The organism is Loigolactobacillus bifermentans DSM 20003 (assembly GCF_001434575.1).
GTDB lineage: Bacteria > Bacillota > Bacilli > Lactobacillales > Lactobacillaceae > Loigolactobacillus > Loigolactobacillus bifermentans.
Genome location: NZ_AZDA01000002.1, coordinates 1 through 22,063, shown reverse-complemented (window position 1 = coordinate 22,063; position 22,063 = coordinate 1). Strand labels below are relative to the sequence as shown.

General features: G+C 46.6%; 19 protein-coding genes. 17 read left to right on the top strand and 2 right to left on the bottom strand.

Annotated features, from left to right (window positions below; translation table 11 throughout):
* The first annotated feature begins 664 nt into the window (after positions 1–664).
* From acpS to FC07_RS00505, 4 genes are all read left to right on the top strand, one after another.
* Positions 665–1,030: a holo-ACP synthase gene (gene acpS, locus FC07_RS00520; protein ID WP_057903178.1), complete on the top strand. Its 366-nt coding sequence runs from the start codon at positions 665–667 to the stop codon at positions 1,028–1,030.
* The gene (gene alr, locus FC07_RS00515; RefSeq protein ID WP_057903177.1) at positions 1,023–2,144 is read left to right on the top strand and encodes an alanine racemase; all 1,122 of its coding nucleotides are present in this window, start codon (positions 1,023–1,025) and stop codon (positions 2,142–2,144) included. The genes acpS and alr overlap by 8 nt, the downstream gene beginning before the upstream one ends.
* A 70-nt stretch (positions 2,145–2,214) precedes the next feature.
* A complete protein-coding gene (locus FC07_RS00510) occupies positions 2,215–2,472 on the top strand; it encodes a hypothetical protein (RefSeq protein WP_057903176.1) in 258 nt (85 codons plus the stop codon).
* Between the two features lie 21 nt (positions 2,473–2,493).
* The gene (locus FC07_RS00505) at positions 2,494–2,844 is read left to right on the top strand and encodes a type II toxin-antitoxin system PemK/MazF family toxin (protein ID WP_057903175.1); all 351 of its coding nucleotides are present in this window, start codon (positions 2,494–2,496) and stop codon (positions 2,842–2,844) included.
* 87 nt (positions 2,845–2,931) lie between these two features.
* Here FC07_RS00505 and cbpA read toward each other — a convergent pair whose 3' ends face one another.
* On the bottom strand, positions 2,932–3,567 hold the full coding sequence (cbpA, locus tag FC07_RS00500) for a cyclic di-AMP binding protein CbpA (protein WP_057903174.1): 636 nt from the start codon (positions 3,565–3,567) through the stop codon (positions 2,932–2,934).
* Positions 3,568–3,701: 134 nt separating this feature from the next.
* Between cbpA and FC07_RS00495 the strand changes: the two genes are divergently transcribed.
* The gene (locus FC07_RS00495) at positions 3,702–4,367 is read left to right on the top strand and encodes an O-methyltransferase (protein WP_057903173.1); all 666 of its coding nucleotides are present in this window, start codon (positions 3,702–3,704) and stop codon (positions 4,365–4,367) included.
* 522 nt (positions 4,368–4,889) lie between these two features.
* Here FC07_RS00495 and FC07_RS00490 read toward each other — a convergent pair.
* Complete coding sequence (locus FC07_RS00490; RefSeq protein ID WP_057903172.1) at positions 4,890–6,272, bottom strand: L,D-transpeptidase family protein; 1,383 nt, start codon at positions 6,270–6,272, stop codon at positions 4,890–4,892.
* Positions 6,273–6,555: 283 nt separating this feature from the next.
* Here FC07_RS00490 and pth point away from each other — a divergent pair, with 283 nt between their 5' ends.
* The 12 genes from pth to lysS all read left to right on the top strand — a co-directional run bounded on the left by pth (position 6,556) and on the right by lysS (position 21,703).
* Complete coding sequence (pth, locus tag FC07_RS00485) at positions 6,556–7,122, top strand: aminoacyl-tRNA hydrolase (protein ID WP_057903171.1); 567 nt, start codon at positions 6,556–6,558, stop codon at positions 7,120–7,122.
* Positions 7,123–7,125: 3 nt separating this feature from the next.
* Positions 7,126–10,650, top strand: a complete 3,525-nt coding sequence (gene mfd / locus FC07_RS00480) for a transcription-repair coupling factor (RefSeq protein ID WP_057903170.1) — start codon at positions 7,126–7,128, stop codon at positions 10,648–10,650.
* A 3-nt stretch (positions 10,651–10,653) separates the two neighbouring features.
* Positions 10,654–12,249 carry a putative polysaccharide biosynthesis protein gene (locus FC07_RS00475; RefSeq protein ID WP_057903169.1) on the top strand — a complete coding sequence of 532 codons (1,596 nt, stop codon included), beginning with the start codon at positions 10,654–10,656 and terminating at the stop codon, positions 12,247–12,249.
* On the top strand, positions 12,236–12,499 hold the full coding sequence (locus FC07_RS00470) for an RNA-binding S4 domain-containing protein (RefSeq protein ID WP_057903168.1): 264 nt from the start codon (positions 12,236–12,238) through the stop codon (positions 12,497–12,499). The genes FC07_RS00475 and FC07_RS00470 overlap by 14 nt, the downstream gene beginning before the upstream one ends.
* A gap of 89 nt (positions 12,500–12,588) precedes the next feature.
* Positions 12,589–12,993, top strand: coding sequence for an FtsB family cell division protein (locus FC07_RS00465; RefSeq protein WP_057903167.1), 405 nt, complete (start codon positions 12,589–12,591; stop codon positions 12,991–12,993).
* 190 nt (positions 12,994–13,183) lie between these two features.
* Positions 13,184–13,687: a S1 domain-containing RNA-binding protein gene (locus FC07_RS00460; protein ID WP_057903166.1), complete on the top strand. Its 504-nt coding sequence runs from the start codon at positions 13,184–13,186 to the stop codon at positions 13,685–13,687.
* Between the two features lie 270 nt (positions 13,688–13,957).
* Positions 13,958–15,325: a tRNA lysidine(34) synthetase TilS gene (tilS, locus tag FC07_RS00455; RefSeq protein ID WP_057903165.1), complete on the top strand. Its 1,368-nt coding sequence runs from the start codon at positions 13,958–13,960 to the stop codon at positions 15,323–15,325.
* Between the two features lie 30 nt (positions 15,326–15,355).
* Positions 15,356–15,904: a hypoxanthine phosphoribosyltransferase gene (hpt, locus tag FC07_RS00450; RefSeq protein WP_235807418.1), complete on the top strand. Its 549-nt coding sequence runs from the start codon at positions 15,356–15,358 to the stop codon at positions 15,902–15,904.
* An 89-nt stretch (positions 15,905–15,993) separates the two neighbouring features.
* A complete protein-coding gene (gene ftsH, locus FC07_RS00445; RefSeq protein WP_057903163.1) occupies positions 15,994–18,072 on the top strand; it encodes an ATP-dependent zinc metalloprotease FtsH in 2,079 nt (692 codons plus the stop codon).
* Between the two features lie 129 nt (positions 18,073–18,201).
* Complete coding sequence (hslO, locus tag FC07_RS00440; protein ID WP_057903180.1) at positions 18,202–19,077, top strand: Hsp33 family molecular chaperone HslO; 876 nt, start codon at positions 18,202–18,204, stop codon at positions 19,075–19,077.
* Between the two features lie 12 nt (positions 19,078–19,089).
* Complete coding sequence (dusB, locus tag FC07_RS00435; protein ID WP_057903162.1) at positions 19,090–20,076, top strand: tRNA dihydrouridine synthase DusB; 987 nt, start codon at positions 19,090–19,092, stop codon at positions 20,074–20,076.
* 133 nt (positions 20,077–20,209) lie between these two features.
* A complete protein-coding gene (gene lysS, locus FC07_RS00430; RefSeq protein ID WP_057903179.1) occupies positions 20,210–21,703 on the top strand; it encodes a lysine--tRNA ligase in 1,494 nt (497 codons plus the stop codon).
* Positions 21,704–22,063 lie beyond the last annotated feature (360 nt).

Genomic DNA, 22,063 nt, shown 5'->3' with positions numbered 1-22,063 from the left:
TTTGCTAACGCAAAGACAAGATTGCCGTCGTTGTCCATTCTTGTGGGAAAAGCACCTGCAAGAAACATGGCGCTGAGTCCACAGTTGCCTCCGGACTTGTAGTTGTACGCGTTATTTAGTTTGAAAGTACTGATAGATGTTGTGCAGCATACTCGCTGGAATCGTTGTTAAGTTTGAGTGTTTATTTTAAGTTATTTAATAAGAATTACTGTGATCATAATGACAAGTGTCACGCCGACGTTGTTGGTTGAAATCTATCAATGTAATGCAATTCAGCGAATAACGTGTAGTGACTTATTGAATATGTTTAACTTAGTGCGAAGCTATAACTTAAGGCCGGAAGCGAAAACGTGCTCAGCCGCGACAGTGATACTTGGTGGTTTACCACCTAGTAGTCACGCGAGCCGGAGGAGATCCACTTTTGGTGATTTTCCAAAAGTTAGCTTCGGAGCGAGCCGCAGCGTTCCAGCCGTTTTCGCTGGAGGCCGGTATATAAACGCCACATCCTAAGCGGCCATGTAAGTGCACATCAGTTTCAAGTGAATTTTATTCACCTTAATCAAAAAAGGTTTCACGATTTTTTTCAAGCATTCAACTGGTACGTGGGTGATTTTTTGGTACACTAGATAAGACTTCACACTAAGGACAAGAATACGAGGCAATGATGATTCAAGGAATTGGCATTGATATAACGGATATTGAACGCGTGCGCCAGGCCCAAGCGAAAAATCCGCGGTTTAGTCAGCGGATCTTAACGCCAAAGGAGCAACAGGCGTACCAACAACTAAAGGGCCAGCATCAAATTGAGTTTTTAGCAGGCCGTTTTTCAGCAAAAGAAGCGTATAGCAAGGCGTATGGCACCGGTATTGGGGCCAGCGTCACTTGGCAAAACGTTGAGATTTTAAACAACGCACAAGGACAACCGATTTTGACCCAACAGCCCTTTACAGGTCGGGGCCATATTTCGATTTCACATACAGCAACAGTTGTGATGACAGAAGTCATTTTGGAGGCGGAGAAAGATGATTAGTGGCATTCATCGACCAGCAAAATTAGTGATCGATCAACAGGCAATTTTTGATAATGTGCAGCAGGCGGTTAAACGGTTGCCAGCAGACACTGTTTTGTGGGCAGTGGTCAAGGCGGACGGTTACGGCCACGGGATGCTCCAAGTGGCTCAAGCCGCCGCTGCCGCTGGGGCAACTGGTTTTTGTGTGGCCTTACTCGATGAAGCGTTAGGCTTACGCCAAGCAGGTTTTGACCAACCGATTTTAGTGTTAGGCGTTACCCCAGCCAACCAAGTGACGTTAGCGGCGCAACAACGGATCAGTTTGGCGGCACCAGATGCGGCTTGGCTCCAGACGGCTGCGGCAACGTTGCAAAATAGCACAGCCCCCTTAAGCGTTCATTTGGCGTTTGACACGGGGATGGGCCGGATCGGTGTGCAAACAGTGGCAGAGGTGCAAGCTGCAATGGCATTGTTGCGGCAGGCGCCATTTGTCTTTGACGGGGTTTTTACCCATTTTTCAACGGCGGATGAAGCAGATACCACGCATTTTAACCAACAAGTACAACAGTTTAAAACGTTGCTGGCAGCTGTTGGGCAGCGGCCACGTTACGTCCACGTGGCAAATTCGGCCACAAGTTTATGGCATCAAGCATGTGCCAGCAACGTGGTGCGCTTCGGTGTGGCCATGTATGGGCTGAATCCATCTGGCGACGCCTTGCCGTTGCCTTATCCGTTAAAGCCAGCGTTACGGATTGAAAGTGAATTGACGTTTGTCAAGCAAGTCCCAGCAGGGGCCGCTATTAGCTATGGGGCCACCTATCACGCCGCACAGCCGGAGTGGATCGGCACGATTCCAGTGGGGTATGCTGATGGTTGGCAACGCCGGCTACAAGGTTTTCACGTCTTGATCAATGGTCAGGCATGTGAGATTGTTGGACGGATTTGCATGGATCAATTGATGGTTCGGTTGCCAGAAAAGCTGCCAGCCGGCACCAAGGTCACGTTAGTAGGGACCGATGGTGACACTGCAATCAGCTTGCAAGATGTGGCGTCATTCGCACACACGATCCACTATGAAATTGCGTGTGGGCTCACCATGCGCTTGCCGCGGGTCTACCTGCCATATCAGGCCTAGCGCATCCCTTTTAAACATGTTAAGATAGATGGGAAACAGATGAAATTAGGGGATACTGGAGGCTGGACGGATGGCGTCAAAATCAACGAGCGGTGTACCTGTGGCATTTGATGCACAATTGTCAAAGCGCATTGCAGCGTACTGCGAATATTATGCGATCAATGAAAATGATTTGGTCAATGATGCGTTAGCAGAGTTTTTTGAAGCCCATCGCCAAAACTTAGATGCGTTGGTGAAAGGCTACGTTGAAATGGGTCAATTAAATAGCGAAATTGCACATGAATTCAGTTCGTGTGAGGCTGAAGCTGACCTCCGAATTCTTCGTTAAAAAAACGAGGAGGTACGGCACATGGAGGTTAAACGCGGCGATATATTTTATGCAGATCTATCACCTGTGGTTGGCTCAGAACAAGGCGGCATGCGGCCAGTATTAGTGGTTCAAAATAATATTGGTAACCATTACAGTCCAACTGTGATCGTCGCGGCAATCACGGCAAAAATCCAAAAGGCACGCATGCCAACACATGTTGGCATTACCACACAACAGACGCATATTGAGCGGGATTCTGTGATCTTACTGGAACAGATCCGCACCATTGATAAACAGCGTCTCCGCGACAAAATCACACAGTTAAACGCACCGTTAATGAAAAAAGTCGATGAAGCACTTAATGTGAGTCTTGGCTTACAACATATTTAAAGACGTTTTGTGGCGCTTACCGTTGCAAGACGTTTTTTGATGCCCATACAAAAACGGCGCCTACACTGAGGCACCGTTAAGGATTGCTTATTCGACTTGTAGATCTTCAATTTCTGCAATGGAAAAGTTTTTGCGTTGTAAATGGGCAATAATTTTGTCCACAGTGGCTTTTGTGGTGCCAGCGGGTAAGGTAAATAAGATTCGCCTTACCAGGTCACCTGAAGTGTCTAAGGTCAGGCAGTTGGCAATCGACGCATAGCGGGAAACGATTTTGGTCATTTCCATTAAATCACCACGTTCATCAGGGGAGACCACTGTGATGACGTAGCTACCGGCCTTATAATTCCAAGACTGTGATAACATATTCATCAGACGGTTATGGGTCAAGATGCCTTCAAAATGGCCATCGTCATTGAGCACCGCAATGTAAGGCAAGTCTTTGATCGTAAAGAAGACCTTAAAAAATGGTGCACCGACAGGAATGTATTTTGTTGCGTTTTTAAGGAGGTAGGTGACGGGTAACGTCATATCACCACCGCGGGATTTATGCCGGTAAAGATGTAATTTATAAATATTGCCACGGAAAATTTGGCCCGATTGATCCAAAACAGGAATGCAGCGAAAGTCAGATTCTTCTAGAACTTGTAGTGCTTCCTCAAGCGTGGCTGTTTCAGACACCGTGGTCAGATCTGCCTTAGGTTGTACTAAGGATTCAAGTAACATACGTAAAACCTCCGAAAATTAAAACTTTCTCATTTAATCCTGAACTATCATATCATAAATTCAGAAAAGTCGGTACCGTTGATCTTGAATTTAACAAGTCACCGTTGAAAATGAGAAATAGAAAGTTGGCTATTATGCGAAACGAAATGATGCACCGCCCGTTGATCGAAGGGCGGACGTTAAATTATTTACGATCAGGTCAGGGCTTTTTTGAAGGCACCTTAGGCCAAATTGAACGGGAAGCAACCGCTGCCGGAGTGCCTGTGATCCCAGCTGAAACCGCTCATTTTATGCAAACTTTGTTTTATGGGATTCAGCCAGAACAAGTGTTGGAAGTCGGAACGGCCATTGGCTTTTCGGCCGCTGTGATGCTGGCTGCTATGGGGCCTACTGGACATGTGACCACCATTGACCGCTTTGACGTCATGCGGGAACACGCCCAAACCAATTTTAAACGGTTAGGGATCACCAACCAAGTCACCTTAATGGCAGGGGAAGCGGCTGAGATTTTGCCGACGTTAACCGGGCCGTATGACGTGATCTTTTTAGATGGCGCCAAAGCCAAGTATTTAGACTTTTTGCCAGATTGTTTGCGACTCTTACAACCACACGGCTACTTACTGATCGATGATATTTTTCAAGGCGGCACGATTTTTAACTCACCTAAAACCATTAAGCACCGCAATAAAGCCATTCACCGCAAACTGAATCAGCTGTTAGACCACGTTTTCCGCGCGCCTAACCTGCAAGCCAGTTTATTACCATTAGGGGATGGTTTGTTAATGATCACGCCGCGGTAGGCTGAACATAGTCGTCCTGCGGCAAAAACGGGCTGGAACGTAGTGGGCATGGCTTGAAACCCGGAAGCTCACCGGTTTCCAAGACCAGCCTTCGTCTAAGCGATAAATCGCTAAGACGAATTTCACCACTGAGCCCGTTTTGCCTCCGGACTAGCGTATTGAATAGCATAATAGCGCAATCTCAACCAGATTAGTGCAATAATATAGTTACTTTTAGATGGTCTAACAGCTTAGTTAAACTTAAAAGTCTGGCCTTGTCAGTGAGTGATACTAAAATATAGCTATCTAACCTAAGTCCGGAAGCGAAAATGTGCTCATCCGTGACGGTGATACTTAGCGGTTTATCCGCTTAGTATCACGCGAATCGTAAGAGATCCATTTGAGTGTTTTTCTCAAATTAGCTCTGAAGTGAGCCACAGCGTTCCAGCCATTTTCGCTGGAGGACGATATTTAATCACGTTCCAGCGCCTTTCAAACCACATAAAAAAGCAATCGCCAATGCGCGATTGCTTTTTTAGATGCTTAGAAAATAATTACCGGTGTGTCGAGGTCGACTAAGCTGTAAACTTTAGCCATTGTTGATGGTGGGGTGTTCACACAACCGTGAGAACCATGGGTCTTGTACCAAGTACCACCGAATTTAGCTTGCCACGATGCATCGTGGATCCCAACGCCAGTGTAATCCACCGGCATCCAGTAGCTCACTGGGGAGGCGTAACTGGAACCATCATCGTTACTACCCTTTAATGTGGCGTTCCGTTGTTTGTTCCAAACGAAGTAAACACCGCTTGGCGTGTCTTGGCCAGGTTTCCCAGTGACCACATCGGTGTCTAACACCGACTTACCATTTTTATAGATCCACATGTGTTGGTTGGTTTTATCAACTTCAACGTAAGTATCGCCAATGCCTTCATTCGTGGTGGTGCCATAACCGACACCAACGTGAATTGGCGTGCGGGTCACGTCTTTGCCTTTCAGCATGTCCTTGGTCAGCGCTTCGGTTTCAGAGGCAACCTTAATGCTCCAGCCATAGTTACCGGCTTTGACTTTGACGGTACCACGTTTGGTGCTCTTAAAGTTGATACTCTTGCCATAAGTGGCGTACTTGCTGTTTAAGCTTAACAGGTATGTTTTCACTTTGGCTTGGTCTAACGTGACTTTGCCGTTGGCGTAAGTCAACCAAGCAGCGCTAGTCGCCTGAGGTACTTTCACGGTATGGCCTGAAATGTTATATGTGACGGACACATTTTGAAGCTTTTTGATTTTTGCTAACGCGGTGTTTAAGTTTTGCTTGTCAGCGCTGGTGGTTTTCACCTTAATGTAGTCGTCTTTTAAATCAATTGACGTTTGGCCCTTTGCCAGGCTGTTTTTAATGCTTTGGTCTAACTTGCTGGTGCTGACCACGTTCCCTTGAACGGCGTCCGTGATTTTAAAGGTGCCATTGACTTTTTTGATCGTCGCCGCTTCGTTGGCCTTGCGTCCAGAACTGAGTTGGGTCTTCAATTGATCATAAAATTTTTGGTAGGTCGTTTGGTTGATTTTAATGGCTTTAGCCGATTTAATATGTTGGTCCCGATAGAATAAGTGTAGCGGCCAACTCCAAGCGTTTTGAGAATTTTTCAAATTGGCTAGTGTTTTCTCAAAATTTGGCACAACGCCCACGGACTGCCCTGTAAAGGTGGTAATGGTTTTAGAACCTTCCTTTAAAGTCACCTTTTGGTGGTTAAAATGTTGTGCGAGGGTCTTTTCGGCTTCAGTGGTGGTTTGCCCGCCCACATTGATCCCTGCAACGGTGGTTCTTGGTAGGAATTTTTGCTTGTATTGCGTCCCCTTTACGATGTAAATCCCGATTAAGCACAGGCAAACGATAATGCCGATGAGCTTAATGCGATTTTGTTTTGTCATGAATATGTCCTCCTTGCAGTTGCCGCTTAAACTTTCCTTATTCTAGCGAAAAAGTTCGCAAAAGAAAAGCGCGATGATCCAACATCTAGCCAAGTTTAAGTGGGTTAGCTTAAACTTACCATAAATTCCAACAATAATCAGCAGGAATTATCGAGATTATGCTATGATGGTGCTAACGAAACGCTAACGCTTTACCGCGATCGATCACTTGTCAGAGGGGCAAGTCACTGATCGCGGTCGTTTTTGTGGTAGCGACTAAATGAAATATTGGAGCGAAAATTTTATGCGAATGATCGTTGGGTTAGGCAATCCTGGCCAAAAATATGCAAGTACAAAACATAACATCGGCTTTATGGCCGTTGATGAAATTGCAGCACATTATCAAGTGGAACTGAATCATGAAAAGTTTGAAGCTGAATATGGCACCTTTTTCTTAGAGGGTGAAAAAGTCTTTTTAGTGAAGCCGTTGACTTATATGAACGATTCTGGCCGGGCAGTCCAGGCCTTAATGGCATATTTTCAAATTCAGCTAGATGAAATCGTGATTATTTATGATGACATGGATCTGCCGGTTGGGAAAATTCGATTACGGCAGCATGGCTCAGCTGGTGGACACAATGGCATCAAAAGCTTGATCAGTTATTTACGGGGATCGGATTTTAACCGGATTCGCGTGGGAACGGGCCATCCCCAACATGGCAGTGTGGTGGATTGGGTTTTGTCGCCTTTTAGCAAAGATGCTCAGCCAGATGTGTTGCGCAGCTTGGACAATGCTTGCGGGGCTGTAACAGACTGGTTGACGCAAGATGACTTTATGCAAACGATGAATCGCTTTAATCGGAAGGGATAGGTTATGGATCTTACAGATTTAATGTTACAAACGCCAGCATTAAAAGACTGGCTCGCGGCGTTAACCCCGAGTAGTCGGCAATTGATCACTGGCTTACAAGCATCTGCCCGTGGGTTATTTTTAAAGGCAGTGTTACGCGCGCGCCAAGTGCCAATGTTGGTGGTGACGGATAATATGTACCATGCCAATCAGCTGGTGGATGAGTTAAACCAAATTTTGCCGGCGGCACAAGTCCAACAATTTTCTGTGGATGAAGTGTTGGCTGCCGAAGTGGCGGTAAGCTCACCAGAAGCGCGTAGTGATCGCATTCAGGCGTTGGATCTGTTAGCAAACAAGCGGCCAGGGATTGTGGTCACCGCGTTAGCCGGTTTACGGCGGTTCTTGCCGACGGTTGCGACTTGGCAAACCAGTGGTATCACCATTCAAGTCGGCGGGACCTTAGAGCCGCAGCAACTTAGTCAGCAGCTGGTGAACATGGGGTATGTGCGGGAACAATTAGTCGGCAAGCCTGGCGAGTTTGCTATGCGCGGCGATATTGTGGATATTTACCCGTTAAATGCCGACCAACCCTTGCGAATCGAGTTATTCGATACCGAAGTGGATTCAATGCGTCAGTTTGCGGCGGACACGCAACGGAGCTTGGAAAATATTGACCAGGCCACCGTCTTGCCTGCCACGGACTTTATGGCCACCCCTGAACAGGTGCAAGCAGCGGCAGTTCGGTTTGAAAAGCAGTATGCGAAAGCGTATCAGGCAGCCCAACCGGCAGACCAAGAAGGCTTAGAATTACAATTGTTGCCGATTTTAGCCCAGCTGAAAAAAGGTGTCCTTAGTGAAGATTTGTTACGCTACCGGGATATTTTGTATGCCGATAAAACCAACTTGCTGGATTATTTACCAGAACAAGGGCTGCTATTTTTAGATGACTATGTCCGGATCAATGAAAATGAAAAGGCTTTGGCAGCGGATCAGGCACAATGGTTGTTAGAAGAACAAGAACAACACCGCATGTTCCCGAAGCAGCAATTTGGTCAGTCATTGCAAACCATTTTACGGCGCGACCAGCATACACGGCTTTATTTGGCGTTGTTCCAAAAAGGGATGGGCCGGTTGCGTTTAGACGGCACATTAGAATTAACGGCCCGCAGCATGCAGCAATTTTTCGGGCAAATGCCCTTGCTTAAAACGGAAATGCAGCGCTGGCAGCAGTTACAGCAAACCGTGGTGATTTTGGTAAACGATGAAGCACGCCGGGAAAAGGTTGACCATACCTTAAATGATTTTCAAATTCCAGCCTTATTAGCGCAGCCGGACCAATTGCAACCGGGGCAGATCCAAATCGTTGCTGCAGGGCTACAAGCTGGTTTTGAATTGCCAGCCGCTAATTTGGTGGTGATCACGGAAAAAGAAATGTTCAATCAGGTGACCAAGAAAAAAGTCCGTCGTCAAACATTAGCGAACGCAGAACGCATTAAAAGTTACAATGAACTGAATCCTGGGGATTATGTGGTGCACGTGAATCACGGGATCGGTCGGTATGAAGGCATGCAAACCTTAACGGTTGATGGCGTGCATCAAGATTACATGACCATTTCTTACCAGGATCAGGCGCAGTTGTTCATTCCCGTGACCCAACTGAATATGATTCAGAAGTACGTGGCCTCTGAAGGCAAAGTCCCGCGGATCAACAAATTAGGGGGCAGCGAGTGGGCGAAAACCAAGCGCAAAGTTTCAGCACGGGTGGAAGACATTGCGGATGATCTGATCGCATTGTACGCAGAACGGGAATCCGCCAAAGGTTTTGCGTTTTCACCAGATGACCAAATGCAACATGATTTTGAAGCGAGTTTTCCTTACAGTGAAACCCCAGATCAGTTGCGCAGTGTGGCGGAAATCAAGCACGACATGGAACAGCCGAAACCCATGGACCGCCTGTTAGTCGGGGATGTGGGCTTTGGAAAAACAGAAGTGGCCATTCGCGCGATTTTTAAGGCGATTCAGGACAATAAGCAAGCGGCCTTTTTAGTGCCTACCACGATTTTAGCCCAGCAACATTTTGAAACCATGACGGAGCGTTTTCGTGATTTTCCGGTTAACATCGAGATCTTGTCGCGTTTCCGGACCAATAAGCAGATCAAAGAGTCATTGGCGCGGATCAAGTCTGGTGAAGCTGACGTGGTGGTCGGCACCCATCGTATCTTATCCAAGGATGTTGACTTTGCTGATCTCGGCTTGTTAGTAGTTGATGAAGAACAGCGTTTCGGTGTCAAAGCCAAGGAACGCTTAAAGGAACTACGCGCCGCAGTTGACGTGTTAACCATGACGGCCACGCCAATTCCACGAACGTTGAACATGTCAATGGTTGGCGTGCGCGATCTTTCGGTGATCGAAACACCACCGGCTAACCGTTATCCCGTGCAAACTTATGTGATGGAACAAAACGCAGGGGCGTTACGCGAAGGCATTCAGCGGGAAATGAGTCGTGGCGGGCAGGTCTTTTACTTGCACAACCGTGTGGCAGATATTGAGCGCACCGTGGCGAACATCCAAGCATTGGTGCCCGATGCCAAAATCAGCTACGCCCACGGTCAAATGACGGAAGCCCAATTGGAAAATGCACTGTATGAGTTTGCCCATGATGACATTGATGTGCTGGTCACCACCACGATTATTGAAAATGGGGTCGACATGCCCAACGTGAACACCTTGTTTGTGGAAGAAGCCGATCATATGGGCTTGGCACAGCTGTATCAATTGCGCGGGCGCGTTGGGCGCAGTAGCCGGGTGGGCTATGCCTACTTCATGTACCAACAGGATAAAGTGTTAACGGAAGTCAGCGAAAAGCGGTTAGCGGCCATTAAAGATTTTACGGAGCTGGGCTCTGGTTTTAAAATTGCCATGCGGGACCTATCCATTCGTGGTGCCGGGAATTTGTTAGGCAAACAGCAACACGGCTTTATTGATTCCGTCGGGTACGACTTGTACTCGCAAATGCTGGCGGAAGCCGTTCAAAAACGGAAAGGCAATGCCGGACCAGCCAAAACCAACGCGGAGATCGAGTTATCTCTAGAAGCTTATTTGCCCAGCGACTACATTGTGGATCAACGTCAGAAAATTGAAATTTACAAACGAATCCGCGAATTAGACAGCGAAACGACTTTAACCGCATTACAGGAGGACTTAATCGACCGCTTTGGCGACTATCCAGCGGCTGTGACCAACTTGTTAAATGTGGGCTACACCAAATTATTAGCCGATTCGGCCTTGGTTGAACGTATTCAGCAGAAAAAGGGCCAATTATTAGTGACGCTATCGGCAACGGGAACTGAAACCATTCAAGCTGAAGACGTTTTTCAAGCGTTAAGTGCCACTAAATTGCGGGCCACAGTGAAAATGCAAGGACAGCAACTGTTAGTGACCTTGATCATTCAACCGAAAATGACCCAAACCGTTTGGTTAACGGAACTCCAACAGTTTTTGAAGCAACTGGCGACTTTTACGCAAAAATCGACTGAGAAAGTAGGTTAATGCATGGACAAAACGTCTGAACACGTTTTAAACGGCGCTTTTGTGCTCACGTTGGCTGGCCTGATCGCCAAAATCTTAAGCGCCGTTTATCGGGTACCGTTTCAAAATATTGTGGGCAATACCGGTTTTTATGTGTATCAACAAGTTTACCCACTGTATGGAATCGGGATGACCTTTGCGCTGGCTGGGTTTCCGGTTTTTATGTCAAAACTAATTGCAGAACAAACGTCACCTTTGCAGCAGCAACAATTACTCCGCCAAAGTACGCGTTTATTATGGGGGCTATCGCTGGTTTTATTTCTGATCCTGCAAGTTGGTGCGCAATGGTTGGCACGTTTGATGGGGGATGAGGCCTTAGCGCCGCTGATCCATGCGGTGGCTTGGATGTTTCTGGCCATGCCGTTTTTAGCCACACGGCGCGGGTATTACCAAGGGGTGCTGAATATGTTGCCCACCGCTTGGTCACAAGTGGCGGAACAAGTGGTGCGCGTGACGGTGATTTTAGTCGCCGCCGCTTTAGCGCAATCCTTACATTGGTCAGTTTATCGCATGGGAACTTGGGCCATGAGCAGCGCTTTTTTCGGCGCTTTAGCCGCTGTGGCGGTGCTGGCTTGGGCTTGGTGGCGCCGACCTTTATGTATAGAAGCGAATACTGTTGCAACCCCGTTTGCTTGGCGCCCGCTGATCCGCCGCTTCTTATTAGAAGGAGGTTCGATTTGTTTATTCGCTGCTTTATTGATTTTGTACCAATTAGTGGATTCATTTACGGTGAAAAAAGGGTTAGAATTAGCAGGACTAAGTAGTGCTGCTGCGAAAAACGCCAAAGGAATCTATGACCGCGGCCAGCCGCTGGTCCAGTTAGGCTTGGTGTTGGCCACTGCTTTTTCATCGGCCTTACTGCCGCGGCTGACCAAGGCTCGGCAACAAGGTGCTAGTGCGGCATTTTATCAAATTGCAGGCATGATGATCCAAATTGGTCTGGGCATCGCCTTAGCTGCCACCGCAGGGCTAATTGCCTTGCTGCCAGGGGTTAACCGTTTATTATTTGGTGACGTCAGTGGCCAGTGGCCGTTAGCCTGGTATTTGGTCAGCATTGTGTTAATGACTATGATCAGCACTTATAGTAGTGTTTGGCAAAGTGAAGGCCACTACCGTTTGCCGACGTTTGCCCTTGGGGTCGGCCTAGTCTTGAAAATGATCGGTAATACTTGGGCCGTTCAGCATTGGCAGACCGTTGGGACCAGTGTGATGACGGTGATTGCTTTAAGTAGCACCTTTGTGATCATTTGGCTGGGGTCTGCGCCGCGGTTACGCACGGCCTTGACCCAACGGCATTTTGTTTGGAAGCTCGTGGGCAGTACCTTGGTGATGTTATTGGTGGCGGCCCCAGTTGGCCAGTGGTTGTTACAGCACCCACAGTTGAACCGTTTGGCAGTCGGCGGCATCAGCGTGCTTGCCAGTGGCTTAGGCGCAACGGTCTTCATCATCAGCGCCTGGTACAGTCACTTGTTTAGTCAAACGGAATGGCAGGCCTTGCCAGGTGGTGACAAACTAATTAAACGACAACAAGAAAGGACACACAAACATGAGACTCGATAAATTTTTAAAAGTATCCCGTGTGATCAAGCGCCGCAGTGTTGCGAAAGAAATTGCCGATAAAGGGCGTATCTTGATCAACGATAAAACAGCAAAATCTTCTACGGACGTTAAAGTAGGGGACCAGTTAACCATTAAATTTGGGAATAAAACGTTGGTGATCCAAGCGTTAGCCTTGTTAGACACCACGAAAAAAGATGATGCCGAACAAATGTACAAGGTGGTTTCAGAAAGCTTTGAACAACGCTTTTAAAACCCCAGCGCGAGCGTGGACAGCGCTTAGAAAGCTTGTTATACTTTGGGTAATTAAGCGAGAATATACTTCTCAGAAAGGAGTCTCCAATGCTACAGTCCAAGTCAAAATCAAAGGTTCAGGCAATCAATCCGTACCAAAAAATGGCACAAGATCGACAGCAGCACGGGTTACGTCATCATTATGTGCGTCAAGTGCATAAACGCCGAATCATTTTGCTACTGGCGCTATTAGTGCTCATATGTGGCGTTGGTGGCTTTCAAATTTTCCAAGCCAAACGGACGCTGAACCAAACGCAAACCAAAGTCGTCAGTCAACAAAAACGGTTGAAGCAGGCCAAAAGTCAGCGTGATGATCTGAAATTGCAAGCCAGTCAATTGAAAAATGATGATTACTTACAGAAGGTCATTCGTTCGCGGTACTATTACTCTAAAGGCAGTGAAACGATTTACAGTTTGCCAACCGATAAAGCGAATACAGTCACGCAAAAATAAGGCGACCGATGTTTGCGCTGGGGAAGTCCTGTGCTATACTAAAAGCTACATAGCGTCATTTGTTTGGGCGTAGCTTGTCGGCTAGTCAGGGCTTTATTTTGATTGTAAATGTTGGAACAAGTTAGACTTGAATGAATGGAAGACAAGGTTATTGCAACCTGAAAGAGAATTTAGGAGGAAAAACTTTTTTATGGCAATTGAAGTCGGAACAAAGGTTTCTGGAAAAGTATCAGGGATTACAAACTTTGGAGCCTTTATTGATTTAGGCGACCACAAAACCGGATTGGTACACATCAGTGAGGTATCAGATGGTTACGTTAAAGATATCCATGATGTTTTATCAGTTGGGGATGAAGTAACGGTCAAAGTCATGTCGGTTGGTGATGATGGTAAGATTGGATTATCCATTCGTCGTGCTGTTGACAAGCCTGCACATGAACAACATCGTGCACCTGCACACAACAACGGCAACAACAATCATGCACGGCCACATGACAATCACGGTCACAGTAACTACAACAGTAATCGTGGTCAAGGTCGACCTAGTAATAATCGCCGGCATTTTCAAGAGAATAAGAAAGAAAGCTTTGATGACCTGTTATCTGGCTTCTTAAAAAAAAGTGAATCTCGGTTAACCGATTTAAAGCGTAATACCGAAGGAAAACGTGGCGGCCGTGGCGGTCGTCGTAGTTAAGACGAAATAGATGGTGGCCTTTAAGCTGGCGCGCAACTGCTGGCTAAAGGCCATTTTTTTAGTGGCGTGTGGGCGGGCTTGCTTTCAAGTGCGGTCTTTGGTTAAGTACGTCAGTTTGCCGTAATTGGATTAGGACGTTGTGCGGCAGTTTATGCTGAAGGGTGGTGCCATGTTTCCTACGAGGGTGATTGCGCCCGTAGGAATGGACATCCTCCGAAATAGGATTTTGCGGAAGCAAAATAGTCCTTAAATCACTTAGGAGGTCTTGTGTTGCAAACAACATTTAATCAAATCGTGGCACAGCAGCGTTGGTGGCAACCTGGCGCCAACGTATTGGTTGCCGTGTCAACGGGAGCAGATTCGATGGCGCTGTTAGCGTTGCTGCAGCAGTTGCCAATGGCATTGCGGCCGACCATTATGGTGGCGCATGTGAATCATCAATTGCGCGCCGCTAGCGTGACGGAGGCGGCTTATTTGCAGGACTACTGTCAACGTCACCAACTGCCGCTGATCAGCCGCTCGTGGCCAGTGGCTGGTCATCCCCAATCAGGCGTCGAGGCAGCTGCTCGTGCTTTTCGGTATGCTTTTTTCAAGCAAGTGATGGCGCAACACCAGATTGGTACGCTGTTAACGGCGCATCATGGGGATGATCAGTTTGAAACAGTGCTGATGCGCTTACTCCGTGGTGGTGACTTGCATGAATTAGCCGGTATTTATCAGCAACGGCCGTTTGCCAACGGTCAGTTAGTCCGGCCCCTGTTAGCCTTTAGCAAAGCGGAATTGCGGACTTATTGTCAACAACACCAACAGCCGTTTTTTGACGATGTCACCAATACTGATGTGACCTTAACCCGTAATCGGTTGCGTCAACAGGTTATTCCCCGACTGAAGCAAGAAAATCCGGCTGCGCGGCAACATGTGCAGCAGTATGCCACCCAATTACAAGCGCTACTGGCAGTGGGCGCCGATTATGCTCAGCAACAGTTAGTGCAGATCGGTGCGTTTCACGATGCGACTTATCAAGGGGACATTAAGCTGTGGCAGGCGCTGCCTCGCTATGCGCAAGCCTTAGTCTTGCGCCAATTATGTGCCCACTTTTTATTGCCTCAGGGTTTGGAGCTTAAAACGGCACAAATCCAAGCGGGGTTGGCGTTATTACAAGGCAGTAAAGCGGTAGGAACGGTGACGTTAGCTGGTGGTTGGCGCCTCCAGCGGCAATACCAAACGTTTAAGCTGCTGCAAGCTACGGCTAAGGTGCCAGTTCAACCAGCTTTTACCTTAGTGCCTCATCAGTGGCAACCGTTAGGACCAACGTGCGAGATTGGGCTTTTTCCAGCAACGTCAGCCCCTGCTGGTGCCGACAGTTATGACGTGTTGCTGGCACCGCAAGCATTACCGCTGATCATTCGCCACCGTCAACCAGGGGATCGGCTGGCGTTAAAACACGGGCAACAAAAAGTAAAAAAGATTTTAATTGATCAAAAAGTACCGGCAACCCAACGTGCAGCGGTGTGGTTGGCAACAACGGCACAACACCAGCTTTTATGGGTGATTGGCTATAAAAAAGCGCAATTGTTTAATCCCGCGCAACCTGATAAAATACTATACAGACTGGTTGTTCGCACAACCGTTTCGTAGCGGGTTATTATGTTAAAAGAATTGAGGGCAATGATGCATCAAGATATTGAAAGTATTTTATATGATCAAGCGGCCATTCAACAGGTCACGGCTAAGCTTGGTAAGCAAGTCACAGCCGATTATCAAGGTAAAAATCCTTTGGTGATCTGTGTGTTAAAAGGGGCCGTTTTGTTTATGGCCGACTTAGTACGCCAAATCGACACCCATTTGGAAATGGACTTTATGGACGTTTCCAGTTATGGCAATAGCACGGTGTCTTCGGGCGAGGTTAAAATCGTCAAAGACGTGAATACACAGATCGCAGGCCGGGATGTGTTGATCGTTGAAGATATTGTGGATACCGGGCGTACCTTGCATTACTTAGTCGATTTATTTAAATACCGCCAGGCAAAATCCGTTAAGATCTGTACCTTACTGGATAAGCCGGCAACGCGGGTGGTCCCTGTGCAAGTTGATTATGCCGGTTTCAAAGTACCAGACGCTTTTTTGGTCGGATACGGTTTAGATTACGCGGAGCGGTATCGTAACTTACCGTATATCGGAATTTTAAAAAGTGCGGTTTATCAACTTAAACAATAGTCAATGATAGTCAAATATGCTATTATCATTAGGTAAATGGTACGGCAAGGTATCATGATTAAACAGAAAATCGGGAATGGAGGTCACATATGAACAATAAACGAAATGGACTTTTTCGAAGTAGTCTATTTTATATTGTTATCTTCCTCGCGTTGTTAGGGGTCATTTACTTCTTTACCAATGGTCAATCTAACACGCAGTCCAAGGAAGTCCAATCCAGCCAATTTATGACTGAATTACGTAGCGACAAGATTAAGAACTTTACGGTTCAGCCAGATAATGGCGTTTATAAAATAACTGGTGACTATCGCAAAGCCCAAAAATCCAATTCTGGTAGTAGCGGATTCGGTTTAGTGCCTAATTCAAGCAATAAAGTCAAGAGTTTCACCACCGTGATTCTCGATAGCGATTCCCAAGTTGCGCAAATGGCAAAAGTTGCTGAAAAGAACAACACTAAGATGAATACCAAAGCTGCTGAATCAAGTGGTTTCTGGATCCAGATCTTACTCTACGCGTTGCCAGTGGTGATGTTTGTCTTCTTCTTCTACATGATGATGGGACAAGCTGGCCAAGGCGGCGGGAATAACCGGGTGATGAACTTTGGTAAATCAAAGGTCAAACCGGCTGACAAAAAGGCGAATAAAGTCCGCTTCTCAGATGTTGCAGGTGCAGAAGAAGAGAAGCAAGAATTAGTTGAAGTTGTTGAGTTCTTGAAAGATCCACGGAAGTTCGTTTCGCTAGGGGCGCGGATTCCTGCCGGTGTCCTGTTAGAGGGGCCTCCTGGTACAGGTAAAACGTTATTAGCCAAAGCGGTTGCCGGTGAAGCTGGCGTGCCATTCTACTCAATTTCTGGTTCAGACTTCGTTGAAATGTTCGTCGGGGTCGGGGCAAGTCGTGTCCGTGACTTATTCGAACAAGCCAAGAAAAATGCACCAGCCATCATTTTCATTGATGAAATTGATGCCGTTGGGCGTCGCCGTGGGAACGGTGTTGGCGGTGGTCACGATGAACGTGAACAAACCTTGAACCAATTATTAGTTGAAATGGACGGGTTTACTGGGAATGAAGGCGTCATTGTCATTGCCGCAACCAACCGTTCAGATGTCTTGGATCCAGCCTTGTTACGGCCAGGTCGTTTTGACCGGAAGATCTTGGTTGGCAGTCCAGACGTTAAAGGCCGTGAAGCGATTTTGAAAGTTCACGCCAAGAACAAGCCATTGAATTCAGATGTTGATTTGAAGACCTTAGCTCAACAAACCCCAGGGTTCGTTGGGGCCGATTTGGAAAACCTGCTGAACGAAGCTGCCTTAGTGGCCGCTCGGCGTGGGAAGCAAAAAATCGACGCAACCGATGTTGACGAAGCCGAAGATCGTGTGATTGCAGGTCCTGCTAAGCGGGATCGGGTCATCAGTCCGAAGGAACGTAACATGGTGGCCTTCCACGAAGCCGGTCATACGGTGGTTGGGATGGTCTTAAATGATTCTCGTGTCGTCCGGAAAGTGACCATCGTGCCACGTGGTCGTGCTGGCGGTTACGCCATCATGTTGCCACGGGAAGATCAGTTCTTGATGACGAAGAAAGAATTAATGGAACAAATCGTTGGGTTATTAGGTGGTCGGACGGCCGAAGAAATCGTCTTCGGGACGCAATCGACTGGTGCTTCTAATGACTTTGAACAAGCCACACAGTTGGCCCGGGCTATGGTCACCCAATACGGGATGAGCTCGAAGTTAGGCGACATCCAGTATGAAGGGGCTGCGATGCAGCAACAAGAATATGGTGTTCGGCCATATTCTGAAGCCACTGCCACCGCCATTGATGACGAAGTTCGTCGCATTATGAACGAAGCCCATCAACAAGCTTACGAAATTATTCAAGCCCATCGTGATCAACATAAATTGATTGCCGATAAGTTACTTGAATTTGAAACCTTGGATGAAAAACAAATTATTAGTTTGTTTAATGACGGTCATATGCCATCAAAGGCAGAAGATCCTGAATTTCCAAGTGAAAAAGCGGCGACTTTTGAAGAATCTAAAAAAGAAGTCGAACGTCAAGATGCTGTTAAACAAGCCGAAGGTAAAGATGATAAAGCAGCTGAACCAACGACACCAAAGACAGACATCACAGCCGATGAGCATGATGATCATCCAGATGATCAAGCTTAATGGACCAAGGGGGAATCAGTGGGGAACCACTGATTCTTTTTTTGTTGGGGGGCAAGACTGAAGACTTGTACTTTATTGGAAATTCGGTACAATAACAAACGAGATCAAGGAAAGCGTTCAGGTGAAAAAATGAGTGATAAATTAATTAGCAGTTTGGCGTTTGATAAAACTGTTCGCGGTTTTGCGGTGGACGCCACTGCAACGGTTCAAGAAGCACAACGCCGGCATCAGGCGACTGGCGCTGGTGCCGTTGCCTTAGGTAATGTTCTACTTGGAACTTTATTGATGAGTGCCGCTGGCTTGAAAGGTGATCAAACCTTATCTGTTAAAGTGATGGGCGATGGCCCGGCTGGGTTGATCGTCGCTGACGGACGCAGTGATGGCACCATTAAAGGCTACTTGCAGTATCCCCAGATCACAGTTCCTGAAGACCCAGCACATCAAATTGCCGTTCACGAAGCGGTTGGGACGCAGGGAACGATTACAGTGACCAAGGATCTTGGGTTGAAGCAACCTTATAACGGTCAGACCCCATTGGCGTCAGGTGATATTGGCGCTGATCTGACTTACTATTTGGCGGCTTCAGAACAGATCCCAGCATCAATGGGCTTAGCGGTTCATTTAGCAGCTGATGGCATGGTTGACGCTGCCGGTGGTTTTTTAGTTGAAATGATGCCAGGCGCGACTGATGACACTGCAACGGCCTTAGAAACACAAATTAAGGCCTTGCCACAGCTGATTGACTGGTTACCGGAAGATCATACACCGGCAGACTTACTCGACGCTGTACTAGGCGCCAAGCAGCAAATTTTGGCCACACAGCCGGTTGCTTTTCAGTGTGACTGTTCCAAAGAACGGTTTGCCAAAGCGTTAGCAGGTTTGAAACCAGCACAATTGCAACAAATGATCACAGACGATCACGGGGCAGAAGCCGTTTGTCGGTTTTGTCAGACCCACTATCAATTTAGTGAGGCAGAACTAAAAGCATTATTACCAACAGAATAACGAGGTGGAACAATGGAGTGGAAAATCGGTAATGTGACGATCCCCAATCAATTGGTGGTGGCACCAATGGCGGGAATTACCAATGCGGCCTTTCGGGTCACATGTCGGGAGTTTGGCGCAGGCTTAGTGGTTTGCGAAATGATCAGTGATCGCGGTATTATGCATCGCAATTCAAAGACCATGGGCATGTTGTTTGTCGATCCCCATGAACATCCAGTGAGTGTACAAATTTTCGGTGGCACCAAAGAAACTTTGGTGGAAGCAGCCGAATTTGTCGATCAGCATACTGGGGCGGATATTATTGATATTAATATGGGGTGCCCTGTGAACAAAGTGGTTAAAACAGATGCCGGGGCCCGTTGGTTGCTGGACCCAGAAAAAGTGTATGAAATGGTCTCGGCCGTAACCAGCGCTGTTAGCAAGCCGGTTACCGTTAAAATGCGTACGGGTTGGGATGAGGATCATATTTATGCGGTGAAAAATGCCATGATGGCTGAAAAAGCTGGTGCAGCCGCGTTAGCCATGCATGGGCGAACCCGGAAACAAATGTATTCTGGTCACGCTGACTGGAACATTTTAAAGGATGTCCGCGATCACTTGTCCATTCCATTTATGGGTAATGGGGATGTGCGCAGTCCTGAAGATGCCAAACGCATGCTGGATGAAGTCGGGGCTACGGCAGTTATGATCGGACGGGCAGCCTTAGGCAATCCGTGGATCTTGAAACAGACCAATGAATATTTGACGGATGGCGTTTTACTACCTGAACCAACCCCACGGCAAAAAATTGCGACGGCCAAATTACATTTGGATCGGTTGGTCAATTTAAAGGGTGAACATACCGGGGTGCATGAATTCCGCACGTCTTCTGCCTACTATTTGAAAGGCATTCCTCGCGCAGCCAAAACCAAAGTTGCGGTGAACCAAGCCGAGACAGAAGCCGAAGTCGACCAGATCTTAGATGCGTTTGTTGAAAAGGTAGAAGCAAGCGTTTCATAAGCATGAAAGCAAGTGTTTCGGCGATTAAACGTCGAATTCACTTGCTTTTTTCGGTGGGAATTGGCAAGATAAAGAGTGAATATCTCGAATGGAGGAATTTTAATTGGCAAATAAGGGACAAAAGTCCAACGAAATGAACGATCAATTGCGTGTTCGTCGTCAAAAGATGCAAGAATTACGTGATGAAGGAATCGATCCTTTTGGACATCGGTTTGAACGTGATGCATTGGTTGAAGATATTCGGACACAATATGAGGATAAAACCAAAGAAGAACTAGAAGACTTACACAAAGTGGTGATCATTGCAGGTCGGATGATGACCAAGCGTGGTAAAGGGAAGGTCGGTTTTGCTGACTTTACAGACCGCTCTGGTCGGATCCAGGTCTATGTGCGTAAGGATATGGTTGGTGAAGAAAACTACTATATTTTCAAACGTTCTGATATTGGCGATATTATGGGTATCAAAGGCGACATTATGAAAACCGATACCGGCGAATTAACGGTTCGGGCAGAACACGTCACTTTCTTATCAAAGGCTTTACGCCCGTTACCCGATAAATTCCACGGTTTACAAAATGTTGAACAAAAGTACCGTCAACGTTACTTAGACTTAATTGCAAATCGTGAAAGCTTTGATCGGTTTGTAAAACGGAGCCATATCGTCAGTGCAGTGCGTGAATACTTGGATAAAGATGGTTTTACGGAAGTTGAAACACCGGTTTTACATACCCAAGCCGGTGGGGCAGCTGCAAAACCATTTATTACCCATCATAATGCGCTGAACATTAACTTGTACTTACGGATCGCCCTAGAATTACACTTAAAGCGTCTGATCGTCGGGGGCATGGAAAAGGTTTATGAAATTGGCCGTGTTTTCCGGAATGAAGGCATTGATACACGCCACAATCCTGAATTTACCATGTTAGAAACTTATGCGGCTTTCTGGGACCTGACAGATGTGATGGATGAAACGGAAGGCATCATTCGTTTTGCTGCTCAAAAAGTCAATGGTTCTGGCCAAGTCACGTATCAAGGGCAACAAATTGATTTGGACCATCCCTTTAAACGCCAGCACATGGTGGATGCTATCAAGGAACAAACAGGGGTCGATTTTTGGCCTAAGATGACAGTCGCCGATGCACAAAAATTGGCGGATGAACATGATGTTCATTATGAAGACTGGTGGGAAGTTGGCCACATTATCAACGCGTTCTTTGAACAGTACGTTGAAGGGACCTTGATCCAACCAACATTCATTTACGGCCATCCAATTGAAATTTCACCATTAGCGAAAAAAGATCCAGATGATCCGCGCTTTGTTGGTCGTTTTGAACTCTTTATTCATGGTGGCGAATACGCCAATGCCTTTACCGAATTAAATGATCCGATTGATCAACGTGAACGCTTTGAAGCGCAAGCTAAGGAACGTGAAGAGGGGAACGACGAAGCCCACGGTATCGACGAGGACTATATCGAAGCCTTGGAATACGGTATGCCGCCTACAGGTGGGTTAGGCATCGGGATCGATCGGTTAGTCATGTTATTAACAGATGTTGATTCAATTCGCGATGTTTTACTTTTTCCAACCATGCGCCCAGAGAAAACTTTGACGGATGACGAACTATAATTGATAAAAAGCACTCGATTGTTCATGATAATCGGGTGCTTTTTTTATTGCATACTAATTTTATACGGGTTTAGCTGATTTTTTATACATTTTAAAAAATAAAAATAAGTGTTGACGATTCGCCATTAACTTGGTAATATAGTCTTTGTTGTCAACGACATATGGATTGCAAAAGCAATTTCAAAAAAGTTGTTGACAGTAGTAAGTTGATTTGATAAGATATAAAAGTTGTCAAATGAATAAAACGAATTAAGAAATGCATAAACATTCATTAATTTAAAAAGTTCTTGACAAGAATATGAAATATCTGATATACTTAAAAAGCTGTTTATCAGCTTTGGTAGACCTTTGAAAACTGAA